Origin of the sequence: Escherichia sp. TW14182 (assembly GCF_000208525.1) — a bacterium.
Taxonomy (GTDB): Bacteria; Pseudomonadota; Gammaproteobacteria; order Enterobacterales; family Enterobacteriaceae; genus Escherichia; species Escherichia ruysiae.
The window spans coordinates 14,531-31,077 of sequence record NZ_AEJZ01000159.1 but is presented as its reverse complement, the minus strand read 5'-3'; the positions used below and the strand labels follow the sequence as shown (position 1 = coordinate 31,077).

The following is a 16,547-nucleotide window of genomic DNA, read 5'->3' as shown; positions in this document are numbered from 1 at the left end:
CTGCCGGAATAGCCAGTTTCAGGAACGGGATTTTAGCTTCGGCTGCAATCACGATCACCAGCGGTGCCAACATGATAAAGGCCACTTCATAGAACATCGCCAGACCGAAAATCAAGCCGATGATAATCACCGATAGCTGTACATAGCGCAGACCGAGACGTGCCAGCAGCGTATGCGCTATCTGGTGAGCCGCGCCAGAGTCGACCATCAATTTACCGATGACCGCACCGAATACCACGATGATCGCCAGTTCCCCCAGCGTGTTGCCGAAGCCCGCTTTCATGGTGTGAAGCAGCGACATCAAATCCATGCCCGCCAGCATCCCGACGGACAGCGCCGCCACTAGCAAAGCCACCATTGAATTGATTTTGAACTTCAAATTCAGTACCAGCATCAGGCCAATGCCGAATACCACCCAGAGAATGTTAAGCACATGCATAACGTTTTACCTTACCTGGTTGAACCGTTGTTATTTTGGGCGACATGTTATTTAAATTGGTCAACCATTGTTGCGATGAATATCACATACCCTGATCAATAACCGTTGTTTACCCTTGCTGTAATTTGCAACAACCGGCAGGAGAGTAGATTTCTTGTGATGTGGTTAACCAATTTTAGAATCCGGGTTGACATGTCTTACCAAAAGGTAGAACTTATACGCCATCTCATCCGGTGCGACGCCACGGCTGTGGTCTGGTTGTTCATCCGGATACCTAAACAACTCCGGGGTTCCGCGTCTCTTTGCTGTGGAACCCACTATGTGAAAGAGGAAAAATCATGGAACAGACCTGGCGCTGGTACGGCCCAAACGATCCGGTTTCTTTAGCTGATGTCCGTCAGGCGGGCGCAACTGGCGTGGTTACCGCGCTGCACCATATCCCGAACGGCGAAGTATGGTCCGTAGAAGAGATCCTCAAACGCAAGGCTATCGTTGAAGATGCTGGCCTGGTGTGGTCTGTCGTAGAAAGCGTGCCAATTCACGAAGATATCAAAACCCACACTGGCAACTACGAGCAGTGGATCGCTAACTATCAGCAGACTCTGCGCAACCTGGCGCAGTGCGGCATTCGCACCGTGTGCTACAACTTCATGCCGGTGCTCGACTGGACCCGTACTGACCTCGAATACGTGCTGCCAGACGGCTCCAAAGCTCTGCGCTTCGACCAGATCGAATTCGCTGCATTCGAAATGCATATCCTGAAGCGTCCAGGCGCGGAAGCGGATTACACCGAAGAAGAAATTGCTCAGGCTGCTGAACGCTTCGCCACTATGAGCGACGAAGACAAAGCGCGTCTGACCCGTAACATCATTGCTGGTCTGCCGGGCGCGGAAGAAGGTTATACCCTCGACCAGTTCCGTAAGCACCTGGAGCTGTACAAAGATATCGATAAAGCGAAGCTGCGCGAAAACTTTGCCGTCTTCCTGAAAGCGATTATTCCGGTTGCCGAAGAAGTTGGCGTGCGTATGGCGGTTCACCCGGACGATCCGCCGCGCCCGATCCTCGGTCTGCCGCGCATTGTTTCCACCATTGAAGATATGCAGTGGATGGTTGATACCGTAAACAGTATGGCGAACGGTTTCACCATGTGCACCGGTTCTTACGGCGTGCGTGCTGACAACGATCTGGTTGATATGATCAAGCAGTTCGGTCCGCGTATTTACTTCACCCATCTGCGCTCCACCATGCGTGAAGATAACCCGAAAACCTTCCACGAAGCGGCGCACCTGAACGGTGACGTTGATATGTACGAAGTGGTGAAAGCGATTGTTGAAGAAGAACACCGTCGTAAAGCGGAAGGCAAAGAAGACCTGATCCCGATGCGTCCGGACCACGGTCATCAGATGCTGGACGACCTGAAGAAGAAAACCAACCCAGGTTACTCCGCGATTGGTCGTCTGAAAGGCCTGGCCGAAGTTCGCGGTGTCGAACTGGCGATCCAGCGCGCTTTCTTTAGCCGTTAATATCCACCGGCATGGCTGCGCGCCGTGCCGGTTCCTTCTTCCTTGCCGTCACTCTCTGAAGACGGATTCTGGAGTTTACGATGACTACTATTGTTGACAGCAATCTGCCGGTTGCCCGCCCGTCATGGGATCATTCTCGTCTGGAATCACGCATTGTGCATCTCGGTTGCGGGGCGTTTCACCGCGCGCACCAGGCGCTGTACACCCATCATCTGCTGGAAAGCACCGACAGCGACTGGGGTATCTGCGAAGTTAACCTGATGCCAGGTAACGACCGCGTGCTGATCGAAAACCTGAAAAAACAGCAACTGCTGTACACCGTGGCGGAAAAAGGCGCAGAAAGCACCGAGCTGAAAATTATCGGTTCGATGAAAGAAGCCCTGCATCCGGAAATCGACGGTTGTGAAGGTATTCTCAACGCGATGGCGCGTCCGCAGACGGCGATTGTCTCTCTGACGGTCACGGAAAAAGGTTACTGCGCTGATGCGGCAAGCGGTCAGCTGGATCTCAATAACCCGCTGATCAAGCACGATCTGGAAAATCCGACCGCGCCGAAGTCCGCGATTGGTTACATCGTTGAAGCTCTGCGCCTGCGTCGTGAAAAAGGGCTGAAAGCGTTTACCGTGATGTCCTGCGACAACGTGCGTGAAAATGGTCATGTGGCGAAAGTTGCCGTTCTGGGGCTGGCTCAGGCGCGTGACCCGCAGCTGGCGGCATGGATTGAAGAGAACGTCACCTTTCCGTGCACCATGGTTGACCGCATCGTTCCGGCGGCGACGCCAGAAACCTTACAGGAAATTGCTGATCAACTGGGCGTTTACGACCCGTGCGCCATTGCCTGCGAACCGTTCCGCCAGTGGGTGATTGAAGATAACTTCGTTAATGGTCGCCCGGACTGGGATAAAGTGGGCGCACAGTTCGTTTCGGACGTTGTACCATTCGAAATGATGAAACTGCGTATGCTCAACGGCAGCCACTCTTTCCTGGCGTACCTTGGTTACCTCGGTGGCTATGAAACCATTGCTGATACCATGACTAACCCGGATTATCGCAAAGCCGCCTTTGCCCTGATGATGCAGGAACAAGCGCCAACGCTGTCGATGCCGGAAGGGACTGACCTGAACGCCTATGCGACGCTGCTGATCGAGCGTTTCAGCAACCCGTCTCTGCGTCACCGCACCTGGCAGATTGCGATGGACGGCAGCCAGAAGTTACCGCAGCGTCTGCTGGACCCGGTGCGTCTGCACCTGCAAAACGGCGGTAGCTGGCGTCACCTGGCGCTCGGCGTGGCGGGCTGGATGCGCTACACCCAGGGTGTGGATGAGCAAGGCAACGCCATTGACGTAGTTGATCCGATGCTGGCTGAATTCCAGAAGATCAACGCGCAATATCAGGGAGCAGAACGCGTAAAAGCCCTGTTGAGCCTGAGCGGTATTTTTGCAGATGATCTGCCGCAGAATGCCGACTTTGTTGGTGCAGTGACAGCGGCATATCAGCAACTGTGCGAGCGCGGCGCGCGCGAATGCGTGGCTGCACTGTAACTGACTGATTACCATACAGACTTACTGGTCAATCAAACCAATATTTGGTTGACCAGTTTTCGTTTTTTTGCCTACCTGTACGTGCCAACTTCCAGTGCTAATGGTATAGTTTGTCATTGACGATCAACGTAAGATCGCCCGATGCGCACGCTTATCGAGCCAGGGTATCAATCGCAACTTATTAAATACGCACTCTTTGTCGGTCGGATAAGGTGTTCACGCCGCATCCGGCAATAATTTGATTAACCGCACCTAACGGACACAACATCATGAAATCTGCCACCTCTGCGCAAAGACCTTACCAGGAAGTCGGGGCGATGATCCGCGATCTGATCATCAAAACACCGTACAATCCTGGCGAACGACTGCCGCCGGAGCGTGAAATCGCAGAAATGCTCGAGGTCACGCGTACTGTGGTGCGTGAGGCGTTGATCATGCTGGAGATCAAAGGACTGGTAGAAGTGCGTCGGGGCGCCGGTATTTATGTTCTCGACAGTTCAACCAGCCACACTGCCGACAACGCAGATGCCAACGTCTGCAATGATGCCGGTCCTTTTGAGCTGTTACAGGCGCGTCAGTTACTGGAAAGTAACATCGCGGAATTTGCCGCTTTGCAGGCCACCCGCGAAGATATCGTCAAAATGCGCCAGGCATTGCAGCTTGAAGAACGCGAACTGGCCTCCAGCGCACCGGGCAGCAGTGAAAGCGGCGATATGCAGTTCCACCTCGCCATCGCGGAAGCGACGCATAACAGTATGCTGGTGGAGTTGTTCCGTCAGTCCTGGCAGTGGCGTGAAAACAATCCGATGTGGATCCAGTTGCACAGCCATCTGGATGACAGCTTGTATCGCAAAGAGTGGCTGGGCGATCACAAACAGATCCTCGCCGCGTTAATCAAAAAAGACGCCCGTGCGGCGAAGCTGGCAATGTGGCAGCATCTGGAAAATGTGAAACAGCGCCTGCTGGAATTTTCCAATGTTGATGATATCTATTTTGACGGCTATCTCTTCGACTCCTGGCCGTTGGATAAAGTTGACGCCTGACCCTTATTTCTGGTGCCAAGTTGAGCAGCTTTGCACCAGGCCTTTTAGCCACGTAATAACCGATATTATTAATAAACGATGAGTAATTTAATAATTACTTATTACATGTCTTTTATAAACATTTTATATCTATTTAAATCTGAGTGATTATTCGGAATAATCAAAATATATTGATTTGTTTCTGTCTGGTTTAGTGACTTTTATCAAATTATATCTTTTTAAATAAAAAGTAAGTGGATCTTCATTTCTGTTCAGGGTCTTATACTTTGCGGGCGAGAATCAAGCCTGTTATCAGGCACGGATGCAATGAGCAAAAAGGAATGACTATGGAAAATGAGCATCAACCCAGTGGTGTCAAGCCGTCAGGGCAAGATATCGATGCCGCTAAACGTCAGGAGTGCGCAAAATGATGCGCCAATTACTTCAGACCGTATTACCTGAAAACACAGGCAGCAATACATCATCGCTGCGTGATTCCGTATGTCGGGATCTCTTTCAACTTTTCAATTCTCCTCATTCACCGCTACCTGCATTACTTATTTCAGGTATGCCAGAGTGGCAAGGGGATAATCAGAGCGACAAACATCTCCAGAGCTGGTATTGCCGCCAGCTGCGTTCCGCTCTTTTATTTCATGAACCACGTATTGCTGCATTGCAAGTGAGTCTGAAAGAAGCATATTGCCACGATCTGACGATCAGTCTGGAGATGATGCTGTACCACGATGATGAACCTCTGACGCTTGAGTTGGTCTGGCAGCATGGCGGTTGGTACAGTGCGACGGTGGGAAAAGTCAGCTAAATACCATCTTCTGCGTTTTACTCTGTCAGCCGTCCGAACGGGCTTCTACGTCCATTCGGGCGGCAGACAATCGCTTATGTAGTTTCAAACGTTCCTTTCACACACGCCTTGCCGTCTTTGACCATCAGTTTGCCGTGAGCGTACACCTGCTCAATGCGCAGTTCCGGTGTCATAACCAGCAAATCCGCGTCATTGCCGGGCAGAATTTCACCTTTCCCTGTCAGGTTGAGGAAACCGGCGACGCTGCTGGTGAGTGGACGCACGGCATCGCTGATACTGAAACCGAAGTCTTTGACCAGCACCTGTACGGTTTCCAGCAAAGTCTCAAAACCGGCAACGCCGATATGCGTTAAATTCCCCTCGTCGTCAAAGAACGGCTGGCTACCGTTGCCGTCGGAGCTGAGGGTGATGCGAGCCAGCGGAATACCCGCCTGAACGGCGCGGGCAATCCCTTCTGCAGGGGCGACCGGCTCGTCAATGCTGCTGGTGATGTCGATGGTGCCGCCTTTCAGGGCGAACTCCAGCGCCTGTTCAAACAAAGGAACGTTACGGTTAACGTGCGTCGGCAGTAACTTGCTGATTGGCACATCGCAGTTTTCCAGGAGGTCATAGATTGGCTGTAACGCCTTTTTGCTGTCGCCCATGTGGAACACGGTGACGCCAGGTTTACCGCCGAGCAAGCCACCAACGCGGGATTCCGCCGCCATATTGGCCAGATGATAAACATCCGGTGCGGCAGAGCGGTGATCAGAAATGGCACATTTCACACCAATCACCCGATCGATAATCGCCACATCTTTTTCCACGGAACCCGTAATGGTGCGGGAAGGTACATGATACGCACCGGTCAGCATCCAGGCGCTGATACCTTCTTCATTGAGCGCACGGGTCTTGGCAAGGAGGGATTCCGGGTGGCGAGAGATAGAGTCGGTGCCAAGCAGGCCAACCACCGATGTGACGCCCGCTTCCGTCAGGCGGCTTAACGCCACTTCCGGCGTGCGTGTCGTGGGACCAGCTTCGCCGCCGCCGCCAATCAAATGAACGTGTTGATCAATAAAGCCAGGGCAGAGGATCTGCCCACTGAGATCGACAACCGTGCAGTCCGGTACGATGTCAGAAGGGATATTGCTGGCAACGGCGATAATCTTGCCGTTAGCGACGAGGACATCGCAAACTCCCCGATCTTCCGGCGCATACAAATGCGCTCCCTGCAGCAGGATGAAACCGGCTGCGGAATAATCAATCATATAAACTCCTTGTTAAACAATAAACTGCATAACCCAGATCGACAGAAAAGCGTTAATCACGCAGACCGTGATGATATGCAGATGGTATTTAGCATTCACTTCGGCTGTCTCCAGGCTGCGACCGACATTTTGCACCGTGCTGGCCATTAAATACATTGCGGGCAGTAAAACGGTGTTAATGGTCAGGCTGACAGCAACTATTGCGGTTGAGTTTCTTGACTGGCAAGGGAAATGCCCCAAAGGAAAATACCAGGGCGCTCTTCTCTGGTATGGCGGGGAGAAAAATCCCCCCTTATGAAGTCGCCGTTTGCAGCTTAAATAATTGCACTGTGCTGATGAGCGCGGCAATAAACAGCGCCGCTGCGCCACAAAGCGTGGAGTTGGCGAGCGCCGACGTTCCGTTGCCGAGCATACTGGTCAGTGCCGGGCCGAGAATTTGCCCAATGCCATAAATAAGCGTCACAAAGCCTAACAGGTTGAGATTTCCCGGCACACTAAGCTGGCGGGCGATGGTCATCACCAGCGAGGTCGTGCCCATAAAGGTGCCGCCAAAGCCAATACTGCTGATGATGAGTAATAAAGGAGAACTGCTGGCGAGGGTTAACAGTACGCAGATAGCCTGTACCAGCAAATTCACCGTCAGGCAGGGTAACGCCCCCCAATGTTTTGCTGCCCACAACCAGCCAAAGCAGCCTGGCACAATCGACAAGCCGACCAGCGTCCAGAGATGGGCGGTCAGTAACGGCAGGCCGGCGTCTTTCGCCATGAGCGGCAGATAAGTGGCAACGATGATATAACCAAAACCCGCCAGACCGTACAGAATAGCCAGCAACCACCAGCTCATAGGTTGTTGATTGGTTTTTGCTAACGGCGCAGGCGTGATGGTGTTTTTTTTCGAGGGGATCAAAAGCGCCAGTACAATCAATATCATGCCAGAAAGCGCCCCGGCACCTTGCCATAGCGTTTGCGAGGAGAGGGCAAAATGCAGCCCAGCCAGCACATATTCATTGCCTAGTGCGATGCCAACACCAACGCCAGAAAACAGTGCCGCAAGTACAAAAGGATGGCGGGTATGTTGCATGATGAGCGTCGAGCCGAAAATCAACATCCCGGCGCTGGCGATACCCGCCAGAAAGCGAACCAACAACACCAGAATAAACGACGGCAACCACGCCATCGCGAGGATCAACAAGCCGGTTGCCAGGGCGCAAGCCAATAAAAACGGGCGCAGACGTGAGGGTAAATGAAATGCGCCGAATGAAAACAACAGGCTTCCAGCCAGATACCCAGCGTAGTTGCCGCTGGCAATCCACGATAGTTCGTTAAATGAAAACTGCCCCTCCGCCAGCATAACTGGCAGCATCGGCGTATAAAGAAAGCGACCTAACCCCATACCTAAGGTCAGAACCAGCATCCCGAAAAGCGCGGTGCTGAAGGAAAAGCGTTCTACGGGATGCGATGACGGGGACATGTTTTACCTTGCTTGTCTTTTTGTTGTTAACAAGTTAATAACAAAAAGGTGAAACATGCCAGTCTGTTAATGTGATGATGTAGGGGTAAAGCGATAAAAACGATTCGGTTCGCCAACGATATAAATATTGCCAGAGGCATCCATCGCAATCCCTTCAGCCTGTTTGATGTTATGTGACAAACCCCGACTGCCTTTGGTTAGTGACATTTCACCGATAACCTCGCCAGCCAGCGTTACTTCCTGGAGTGCGCGTGATTCATGAGACAGCACCAGAAGCGTATTTTTTTGTTGGTTAAATTCTGCGCCGGACACATCATCTAAAGTAAATTGACGTTGTAGTTCCTTGTCTTTGCTGATGTGCAATTCATTGCTACTTAGTAGCCCGTTAACTTTGTAGACCTCAATCGGATTTTTCTCTTTAAAAAACCAGAAGGTGTGATCCTGGCGAGAATAAGCCAGCCCTTCAAAACCACTATTGGTTGGCGTTTCCTGTAACGGAATTTTTATTTTTTTGAGGATTTTTACTTCTGACTTTTCATTAAGTGAAATCACATAAATGGCATAATCGCGTTCATCACTGATGACGAATTTATTATCACCAATATATTCGATAGTCTCGAGATCTTTCACAAAATCCAGAGGAATGGTGCGGAGCAGATCCCCATTCGTGGTCATTTCAACAATCGCCGCAGGTTTATTGATAGTGCTAAACAGGGTATTACTCTGCGCAGACCAGGTCAGTGAGGAGATATTATTCGTTACACCTGCAATCTCTTTGCCATCAATAGTCACGTGGTAATTTTGAAACCCTGCGGGATAACTGCTTTTGCGAGCGCAAGATTGCACGAAGAAAGCACACACTGCCACAATGGCAAAAAGAATAATAATGCTGATACGTTTACTTAACGAAAACCTTTTTGTCATGGCATATCCATCCAACAAAATCAATAAGATATCGATAAGTATACGTAGTGATCTTAATGAATCCTTAACGCGGAGCCAGATCGTAATGCGCAATGCATTTCCTGTCGCTGTCTTTCTTCCTGTTACTGACGAATGCAGGCAGATATCGCATTCAGCTCGTTGCGCAATGACAAAGATTGCGCAGGCTCTTTCTCTGCTTCTTCGAGAGTTTCAGTTGAGGTGGAGCAACCGCATCGCAGGCCGTTAGCATCTTCTGCGGCATAAACGTGCAGTAAGTGCCGACCAGCGGAATGCCGCATTTCGGAGAACTGCTCGAAAATGGCGACAAATGGCATGATTTTCCTTCCCCGTACACGGGAGACAATGAAAAAGGCCGCATTATTACCATGATTTGAGTTTGCTTTATTTGTTCTCTCTCGCGGTTAAAAATTGCCGAGGGGTAACAAAGTCGGGATTTGCGATAAAAGATACAGTATCAATCCAATACAACCACCAACCAGCGTACCGTTGACGCGGATAAACTGGAGATCTTTGCCGATATTTAACTCGATTTGCCGCGACATATCCCGCGCATCCCAGCTTTTCACCGTGTCAGTAATGTGGCGTGTCAGGAATGCCGAAAACTCTGGTGCGACGCGGTGCACAGCCTGTTCGAGATGACCATTTAACGACGCCCGCAAGGCATCATCGGCAATTAACGTCTCGCCAAACCATTGACCCGCCCGCGCGATACGTTCCTTCACGCGAGAATCTTCGCTATTGATATCGGCCTTCAACCATTCCCGCAAATCCCCCCACAATTCACCGAGATAGCGGTTAAACGCTTCATCTTCTTTCAGATACGCTTTGATATTGTCGGCGCGCGCCGCCATTTCCGGATCGTTTTTCAGCTTATCGATCAGCGCAAAGGTAGCGCGATCAAACGCATGGCGGATCTGATGCGCGCGATTGCGGCTGATATCATCAAGCAAAGAATTAACTGCGTCAGAAACCAGTTCTGCACTGTGTTCACCCAGCCATTCAGTCGGCAAAATTTTCGCTTTCAGCGGATGCTCGCTCTCCAGCCAGCGGACGATCTGTTGGGCGATAAATTTGCGTGATTTATCGCGCTGGAGCAGGGCGATCAGTTGTGCGATCAGAGTATCCAGCAGCACCTGATGACGATCGTTTTTGGTCATGCTTTCCAGCATTAACGCACTGGTGCCGGAAAGATCCACTTTATCAATCGCCCGATGCACCGCGCGCTTAAGCAGACGCTGAATACGCGCATCATCGGTAAGTTCGAGAAAACCACTCATGATCTGCAAAAGATGCTGCCCAACGCGGCGGGCGTTTTCTGGCTGACTAAACCAGTTACCGATTAACAACGCCGGTTCATGACGACGAATTAACGCCACCAGGGATTGGGTATCGAGAAATTTTTCCTGTACGAACTGCCCGAGATTTTCGCCAATCCGGTCTTTATTACGCGGGATAATCGCCGTATGGCGAGAAATAATCGGAATCGGCACGCGGCGAAACAGCGCCACCACCGCAAACCAGTCAGCCAGAGCGCCGACCATTGCCGCCTCCGCAATCGCCTTCACGCCGCTCACCCAAAAATTGGGGGGCAAAAAAAGCGTAACGATAAAAGTCGCGGCAGCAACGAGCAGTAAAGAGAGCGCCAGCATTTTGGCGCGTCGGAGTTCAATGATTTTATTCATATCGTAAGAATAGAGCCTGACGGCAGGTTCACGCAAAAATCGAGATGCCTTCCAGAAAAATGTATCGCTTGCAGGAGAACAAAAATAGCCTGGAAAGCGCCTCGGGGAATGAGATATTGCCGGGTGTGAGCGGAATTAGGAATCGCTAAAGTCGGACTATCTCTTCAACAGGTGACGGATCGCCATGACAAACTTCACCACCAGTACGCCACATGACGCATTATTTAAATCTTTTCTCACGCACCCTGACACCGCGCGGGATTTTATGGAGATCCACTTACCAAAAGGTTTACGTGAACTGTGCGATCTCGACACCTTAAAACTGGAATCAGCCAGCTTTGTCGATGAAAAATTGCGGGCGCTGCACTCCGATATTTTATGGTCGGTAAAGACCCGCGAAGGCGATGGTTATATCTATGTGGTGATTGAACATCAGAGCCGCGAGGATATTCATATGGCCTTTCGCCTGATGCGATATTCCATGGCGGTGATGCAGCGTCATATAGAGCATGATAAACGCCGACCACTACCGCTGGTCATTCCGATGCTGTTTTATCACGGCAGTCGTAGTCCTTACCCCTGGTCTTTGTGCTGGCTGGACGAATTTGCCGACCCGATTACCGCTCGGAAACTTTATACCGCTGCGTTCCCGCTGGTGGATATCACTGTGGTGCCGGACGACGAGATTGTTCAGCATCGCAGAGTTGCCCTACTGGAGTTGATCCAAAAGCATATCCGCCAGCGCAATATGATGGGGCTGATTGATCAACTGGTAGCATTACTGGTTACAGAGTGCGCTAATGACAGCCAGATAACCGCGCTGTTAAATTACATTTTACTGGCTGGTGATGAAGCGAGTTTTAAGGAGTTTATCAGCGAACTTACCAGGCGAATGCCACAACACAGGGAGCGAATCATGACGATTGCAGAGCGAATTCATAATGCGGGATGGCTGTTGGGAAGGGAAGAAGGGAGGATCGAAGGCAAAGAAGAAGGTAAAGAAGAAGGGGAACAGCGCCTTCTCCGATTATTTTTGCAAAATGGTGCAGATCCTGAATGGATACAAAAGATTACCGGACATTCATCAGAGCAAATACAGGCATTAGGTCAGTCTTTGCCTGACAGTTACCGCGATTCAGGGATCGAATAATAATCAGAGACTGATGACAAACGCCAAACTTCCTGATGCGCTACGCTTATCAGGCTTACATAGCCCATGCCATATATTGAATTTGCAATATTCTGTATGCCGGATAAGGCGCTCGCGCTGCATCCGGCATGAACAAAACGCTTTTTGCCTAAGCCATGCTGGAACGTAGAGATGTTGCTATAGAGACAAAACGAGCCACAAGCTATTCGTCAGAGGAAATTCAGGCGCGTCGTTAAGATGCCGTATTTATTCCATTGCCCGATACACGGCCTCGCCAATTTGCTTCAGTGCTTCGCGGTAGGTTTCGCTGAGCGGCAAAGCGCAGTTGATGCGCAGGCAATTACGGTATTTACCGGAAGCTGAGAAAATCGAGCCTGCCGCCACCTGGATTTTCATGCGGCACAATTGCCGCGCGACGCAGACCATATCGACCTGTTCAGGCAATTCTATCCACAGTAAAAATCCGCCTTTCGGGCGCGTAATACAGATTTCGCAGGGAAAATATTCCCGTATCCAGCAGGTATAAAGCGCCATATTGCGCTGATAATTCTGCCGCATCCGCCGGATATGGCGATGATAGTGACCTTCCTGCACAAACGTCGCCGCCGCCATTTGCGTGGACGGTACATTAAAGCTGCTGGTGGCGTATTTCATATGCAGCAGTTTATCGTGATATCGCCCCGGCGCGACCCAGCCCACGCGCAGGCCTGGCGCAATGCTTTTACTGAACGAACTGCACAGCAGCACCCGACCATCGATATCCCATGAATGAATAGTACGCGGGCGTGGATACTCCGTTGCCAGTTCGCCGTAGACATCATCTTCAAAAATCACAATATCATGACGCTGAGCGAGAGAGAGAACGGCTCGTTTGCGGGCGTCCGGCATAATAAATCCCAGCGGATTATTGCAGTTTGGCACCAGAATGATGCCTTTAATCGGCCACTGTTCCAGCGCCAGTTCCAGAGCTTCAACGCTGATACCGGTTTCTGGATCGGTTGGGATTTCAATCACTTTCACGCCCATACCGCGAAGCATCTGCATTGAACCGTAATAACACGGGGATTCGACCGCGACAATATCGCCCGGTTTACACACCGCCATTAACGCCAGCGACATCGAGTTATGGCAGCCGCTGGTGATGATGATGTCATCGGCGGTGATTACCGAACCGCTGTCGAGCATCAGACGGGCAATCTGCTCGCGCAATACCCGCTGACCGGCTAATGAGTCATAACCGAGAACGGTTTGCAGATTATGCTGCACCACCCGGCTTAGCTCCCGCCAGAGCGGTTTCAGGCTGGGCGCTTCGACATCCGGCGTGCTTTTACTGAACGGAACAATGGAACTGTCGCTATGCGCTTCCAGCATATCCAGCACCTGATCCCACTGGGTAATCTCTACCGGGCGCTGCACCGGACGCGTCATTGGCGGCACTGGTGGCTGGGCTTTATGTTGCGCGACAAAATAACCCGAACGCGGCTGCGGAGTGATGAGCTTCATCGTTTCCAGCGTCTGATACGCCTGCTGCACGGTGCTGATACTGACGCCGTGCTCCTGACTTAAGCTGCGCACCGACGGCAATTTCTCCCCGTGACGATACAGCCCTTGCTCAATCCGTTCGGCAAGCAGAGTAGCCAGATGTTGATAACGCGTCATGCTGTATTCCTTATTTGGAGCATACAGAGAGAAAAACCGGTACAGATGAGGCTAAAAAACCGGATGCAGATGCTGTTTTAACCTGCCTGTATGTTAAATAAAAGTAATATTTGCATCTGTATTGTGAACTGCCAGAAGGCGGATGATTAAGCCTCTGAAAGATGAGGAGGCAGCAGATGGAATTTCACGAAAACAGAGCCAAAGCGCCGTTTATCGGCTTCGTGCAACTCTGGCAGGCGGTGCGAAGCTGGTGGCTGAAAAAGCAGACCCGGCGGGTGTTACAGCAGATGAGTGATGAACGGTTGAGGGATATTGGGTTACGCAGGGAGGATGTGGAGTGAGGGGCTGTTCGTCGCGGATAAACAGGATTTCTCTATAACCTTCACAAGGAAGTGTTTATTATTGTGAAATCATCGCTTCACGGAAAGACGTCAGAATGAAAGCAACAGAAGCCCGTTTACTCGATTTTTTAAAACGTTCGCAGCAGTTTGTTATTCCCATTTATCAACGCACCTATTCATGGACAGAGCAACAATGTCGGCAACTTTGGGACGACATCATTCGTGCCGGAAAGCGTGATGATATATCAGCGCATTTTATCGGTTCGGTTGTTTATATAGAGCAGGGGTTGTATCAGGTTTCCGGTATTTCTCCGTTGCTGGTCATTGATGGTCAACAGCGGCTGACGACCGCAATGTTGCTGATTGAGGCTTTATCGCGCCATCTTGGCGAAGAAGAAGTTTTTGATGGCTTTTCGGCAATGAAATTGCGTAATTATTATTTACTCAATCCTTATGAGTCCGGTGAGAAAGGATTTAAATTACTGTTGACCGAGACCGATAAAGACAGTTTGCTGGCATTAATAAAACAAAGACCAATGCCAGAAAACTATTCCCATCGAATAATGGAAAACTTTACTTTCTTTGATGAGCAAATTGCCAAACTCGGTGATGATTTGATCCCCTTATGTCGTGGGTTAGCAAAGTTATTAATTGTCGATGTGGCGCTTAATCGTGGTCAGGATAATCCGCAACTGATTTTTGAAAGTATGAACTCCACCGGTAAGGCGTTAAGTCAGGCCGATCTGGTGCGCAATTTTATTCTGATGGGCCTCGAACCAGAGCATCAAACCCGGTTGTATGAAGATCACTGGCGTCCAATGGAAATCGCTTTTGGTCAGCAAGGTTACAGCGAATATTTTGACAGTTTTATGCGTCATTATCTGACGGTAAAAACGGGGGAGATCCCTCGGACAGATGAAGTCTATGAGGCATTTAAACTACATGCCCGCAGCCAGAGTGTTGCTGAAAAAGGTGTAGATCGGCTGGTTGAAGATATACACATCTACGCGGAGTATTACTGTGCAATGGCATTGGGTAAGGAAAGTGACAAATCGCTTGCCACGGCTTTTCAGGATTTGCGCGAGTTAAAGGTCGATGTTGCGTATCCTTTCTTACTGGCGCTTTATCATGACTATAAAAATGGCGTTTTGTCTCACGAAGATTTCCTGCGCATAATTCGTTTAATTGAATCTTATGTTTTCCGCCGTGCAGTGTGTGCAATTCCGACGAATTCTTTGAACAAGACGTTTGCCACTTTTTATAAAGTCATTAATAAAGAAAAATATCTGGAAAGCATTCAGGTACATTTTATGAACCTGCCTTCATATCGTCGTTTTCCCAACGATGATGAATTTAAACGGGAATTAAAAGTTCGCGATCTCTATAACTTCCGCAGTCGCAGCTACTGGTTACGACGACTGGAAAACGATAAACGCAGAGAGCGCGTGGAAGAGTTTACGATTGAACACATTATGCCGCAGAACGAAAATCTGTCGGCTAAATGGCGCGAAGAGCTGGGAAGCGACTGGCAGCGTATTCATAAAGAATTGTTGCATACGTTGGGGAATCTCACTTTAACGCGCTATAACTCCCGCTACAGTGACAGACCTTTCGCGGAAAAACGCGATATTGAAGACGGCTTTAAGCATAGCCCGCTCTATTTGAATATCGGTCTTGGACAGTGCGAAAAATGGGATGAAGCCGCCATTCGCGCCCGAGCCGATCGTCTGGCCGATCTCGCGGTTCAGGTCTGGCAAGCGCCTTCTCTTCCTGAAGAGGTATTAGCTGTTTATCGGGGTCAGCCGGAGAACAAAACCAGTTACAGCCTGAGTGATTATCCTTTCCTTGCTGATGGTTCGCATAGCCGGGTGTTATTCGATCATCTTCGCGATGAAGTTATGCGCCTGGACGCAGGGATCACACAGGAAGTTTTAAAGCTGTATATTGCGTTTAAAGCGGAAACGAATTTTGTTGATGTTGTGCCGCAAAAAAGCCGACTGCGATTGTCGCTTAATATGCAGTTTCATGAACTGGTCGATCCGAAAGGTATTGCCAAAGATGTGACAAATGTTGGGTGCTGGGGCAATGGTGATGTGGAAATTGGTTTCAGCGACCTCGCACAACTTCCTTACATTATGGGATTAATTCGTCAGGCATTTGAAAAACAGATGGAGAGTGCGTTGGTATAACGCGGCGAATAATACCCGGTAGCACTGGCGCTACCGGGTCAATCTATCAGGCGACTTTCTGTTTACCGGCAATCACCCCAATAAATTCCTGCACCTGCTTTTGTTTACGTGCCGACAGCTTGCACACCTGGCGCAGTGACTGCATCAGTTCGCTCTCTTCGGCGGTGGGTGGTTGGGCGGTGAGGACAATACAGCCTTCCATTACTTTGACATCTACCGCCGTGCCGGTGGCAAAACCGGCGGCTTTCAGCCACTGACCTTTCAGGGTGATGGCGGGAATACGGCTGTAATCCGGGTAGCGACTCGCATAACTCACGGTTAATTGACGGTTATTTGCCGGGGAGACTTTTGCTTCGAACGGTTGTGCAATAGAATGCGTGTCAGTCATGATTACTATTCCTTAGAAATAGGGATTGTGATTAGCGGTGCGGGTGTGTTGGCGCACATCCGCACCGCGCTAAATACCTGGATATATCATCAGTAAATACAGGGAAAGTCCAGCTAAAAATTAATGAAAA

General features: G+C 50.2%; 14 protein-coding genes and 3 pseudogenes. 8 read left to right on the top strand and 9 right to left on the bottom strand.

Annotation, left to right across the window (positions count from 1 at the left end; translation table 11 throughout):
* Positions 1-439: GntT/GntP/DsdX family permease (locus tag EQY_RS0114100; protein WP_000558245.1), on the bottom strand; the 439-nt coding region annotated here is incomplete at its 3' end.
* Between the two features lie 338 nt (positions 440-777).
* On the opposite strand from EQY_RS0114100, the gene uxuA reads away from it, so the two are divergent.
* The 4 genes from uxuA (at position 778) to iraD (ending at position 5,345) form a co-directional block, all read left to right on the top strand.
* The gene (gene uxuA, locus EQY_RS0114090) at positions 778-1,962 is read left to right on the top strand and encodes a mannonate dehydratase (protein ID WP_000438582.1); all 1,185 of its coding nucleotides are present in this window, start codon (positions 778-780) and stop codon (positions 1,960-1,962) included.
* An 80-nt stretch (positions 1,963-2,042) separates the two neighbouring features.
* The gene (locus EQY_RS0114085) at positions 2,043-3,503 is read left to right on the top strand and encodes a fructuronate reductase (RefSeq protein ID WP_000208206.1); all 1,461 of its coding nucleotides are present in this window, start codon (positions 2,043-2,045) and stop codon (positions 3,501-3,503) included.
* A gap of 269 nt (positions 3,504-3,772) precedes the next feature.
* Positions 3,773-4,546 (top strand): Uxu operon transcriptional regulator, encoded by a 774-nt coding sequence (uxuR, locus tag EQY_RS0114080; RefSeq protein WP_000833697.1) that lies wholly within the window; start codon positions 3,773-3,775, stop codon positions 4,544-4,546.
* A gap of 406 nt (positions 4,547-4,952) precedes the next feature.
* Entirely contained in the window at positions 4,953-5,345 is a 393-nt protein-coding gene (gene iraD / locus EQY_RS0114070) for an anti-adapter protein IraD (RefSeq protein ID WP_024212578.1), read from the top strand.
* A 74-nt stretch (positions 5,346-5,419) separates the two neighbouring features.
* Here iraD and iadA read toward each other — a convergent pair whose 3' ends face one another.
* The 6 genes and pseudogenes from iadA to EQY_RS0114040 all read right to left on the bottom strand — a co-directional run bounded on the left by iadA (position 5,420) and on the right by EQY_RS0114040 (position 10,690).
* On the bottom strand, positions 5,420-6,592 hold the full coding sequence (gene iadA, locus EQY_RS0114065; protein ID WP_000568389.1) for a beta-aspartyl-peptidase: 1,173 nt from the start codon (positions 6,590-6,592) through the stop codon (positions 5,420-5,422).
* 12 nt (positions 6,593-6,604) lie between these two features.
* Positions 6,605-6,766: pseudogene (locus EQY_RS26830) on the bottom strand (hypothetical protein); the annotation flags it as partial.
* Between the two features lie 118 nt (positions 6,767-6,884).
* Positions 6,885-8,063: an MFS transporter gene (locus EQY_RS0114055; protein ID WP_000075229.1), complete on the bottom strand. Its 1,179-nt coding sequence runs from the start codon at positions 8,061-8,063 to the stop codon at positions 6,885-6,887.
* A gap of 66 nt (positions 8,064-8,129) precedes the next feature.
* Positions 8,130-8,987, bottom strand: a complete 858-nt coding sequence (locus EQY_RS0114050) for an SdiA-regulated domain-containing protein (protein WP_024212577.1) — start codon at positions 8,985-8,987, stop codon at positions 8,130-8,132.
* A gap of 170 nt (positions 8,988-9,157) precedes the next feature.
* Positions 9,158-9,282 (bottom strand): annotated as a pseudogene (locus tag EQY_RS26825) (double-cubane-cluster-containing anaerobic reductase); the annotation flags it as partial.
* Positions 9,283-9,409: 127 nt separating this feature from the next.
* Complete coding sequence (locus tag EQY_RS0114040; protein WP_024212576.1) at positions 9,410-10,690, bottom strand: DUF445 domain-containing protein; 1,281 nt, start codon at positions 10,688-10,690, stop codon at positions 9,410-9,412.
* A gap of 184 nt (positions 10,691-10,874) precedes the next feature.
* On the opposite strand from EQY_RS0114040, the gene EQY_RS0114035 reads away from it, so the two are divergent.
* Complete coding sequence (locus tag EQY_RS0114035) at positions 10,875-11,840, top strand: Rpn family recombination-promoting nuclease/putative transposase (protein ID WP_000181187.1); 966 nt, start codon at positions 10,875-10,877, stop codon at positions 11,838-11,840.
* Between the two features lie 246 nt (positions 11,841-12,086).
* Here the strand turns inward: EQY_RS0114035 and EQY_RS0114030 are convergent, their stop codons facing one another.
* Complete coding sequence (locus EQY_RS0114030; protein WP_000199289.1) at positions 12,087-13,499, bottom strand: aminotransferase-like domain-containing protein; 1,413 nt, start codon at positions 13,497-13,499, stop codon at positions 12,087-12,089.
* 176 nt (positions 13,500-13,675) lie between these two features.
* Here EQY_RS0114030 and EQY_RS0114025 point away from each other — a divergent pair, with 176 nt between their 5' ends.
* From EQY_RS0114025 to EQY_RS26815, 3 genes and pseudogenes are all read left to right on the top strand, one after another.
* Positions 13,676-13,840: a DUF1127 domain-containing protein gene (locus tag EQY_RS0114025; protein WP_038809012.1), complete on the top strand. Its 165-nt coding sequence runs from the start codon at positions 13,676-13,678 to the stop codon at positions 13,838-13,840.
* A gap of 95 nt (positions 13,841-13,935) precedes the next feature.
* Positions 13,936-14,589: pseudogene (locus tag EQY_RS26820) on the top strand (DUF262 domain-containing protein); the annotation flags it as partial.
* A 276-nt stretch (positions 14,590-14,865) separates the two neighbouring features.
* Entirely contained in the window at positions 14,866-16,029 is a 1,164-nt protein-coding gene (locus EQY_RS26815) for a GmrSD restriction endonuclease domain-containing protein (protein ID WP_237712268.1), read from the top strand.
* A 46-nt stretch (positions 16,030-16,075) separates the two neighbouring features.
* On the opposite strand, the gene symE is transcribed toward EQY_RS26815, so the two are convergent.
* Positions 16,076-16,417, bottom strand: a complete 342-nt coding sequence (gene symE, locus EQY_RS0114015; protein ID WP_000132638.1) for an endoribonuclease SymE — start codon at positions 16,415-16,417, stop codon at positions 16,076-16,078.
* Between the last annotated feature and the right edge of the window lie 130 nt (positions 16,418-16,547).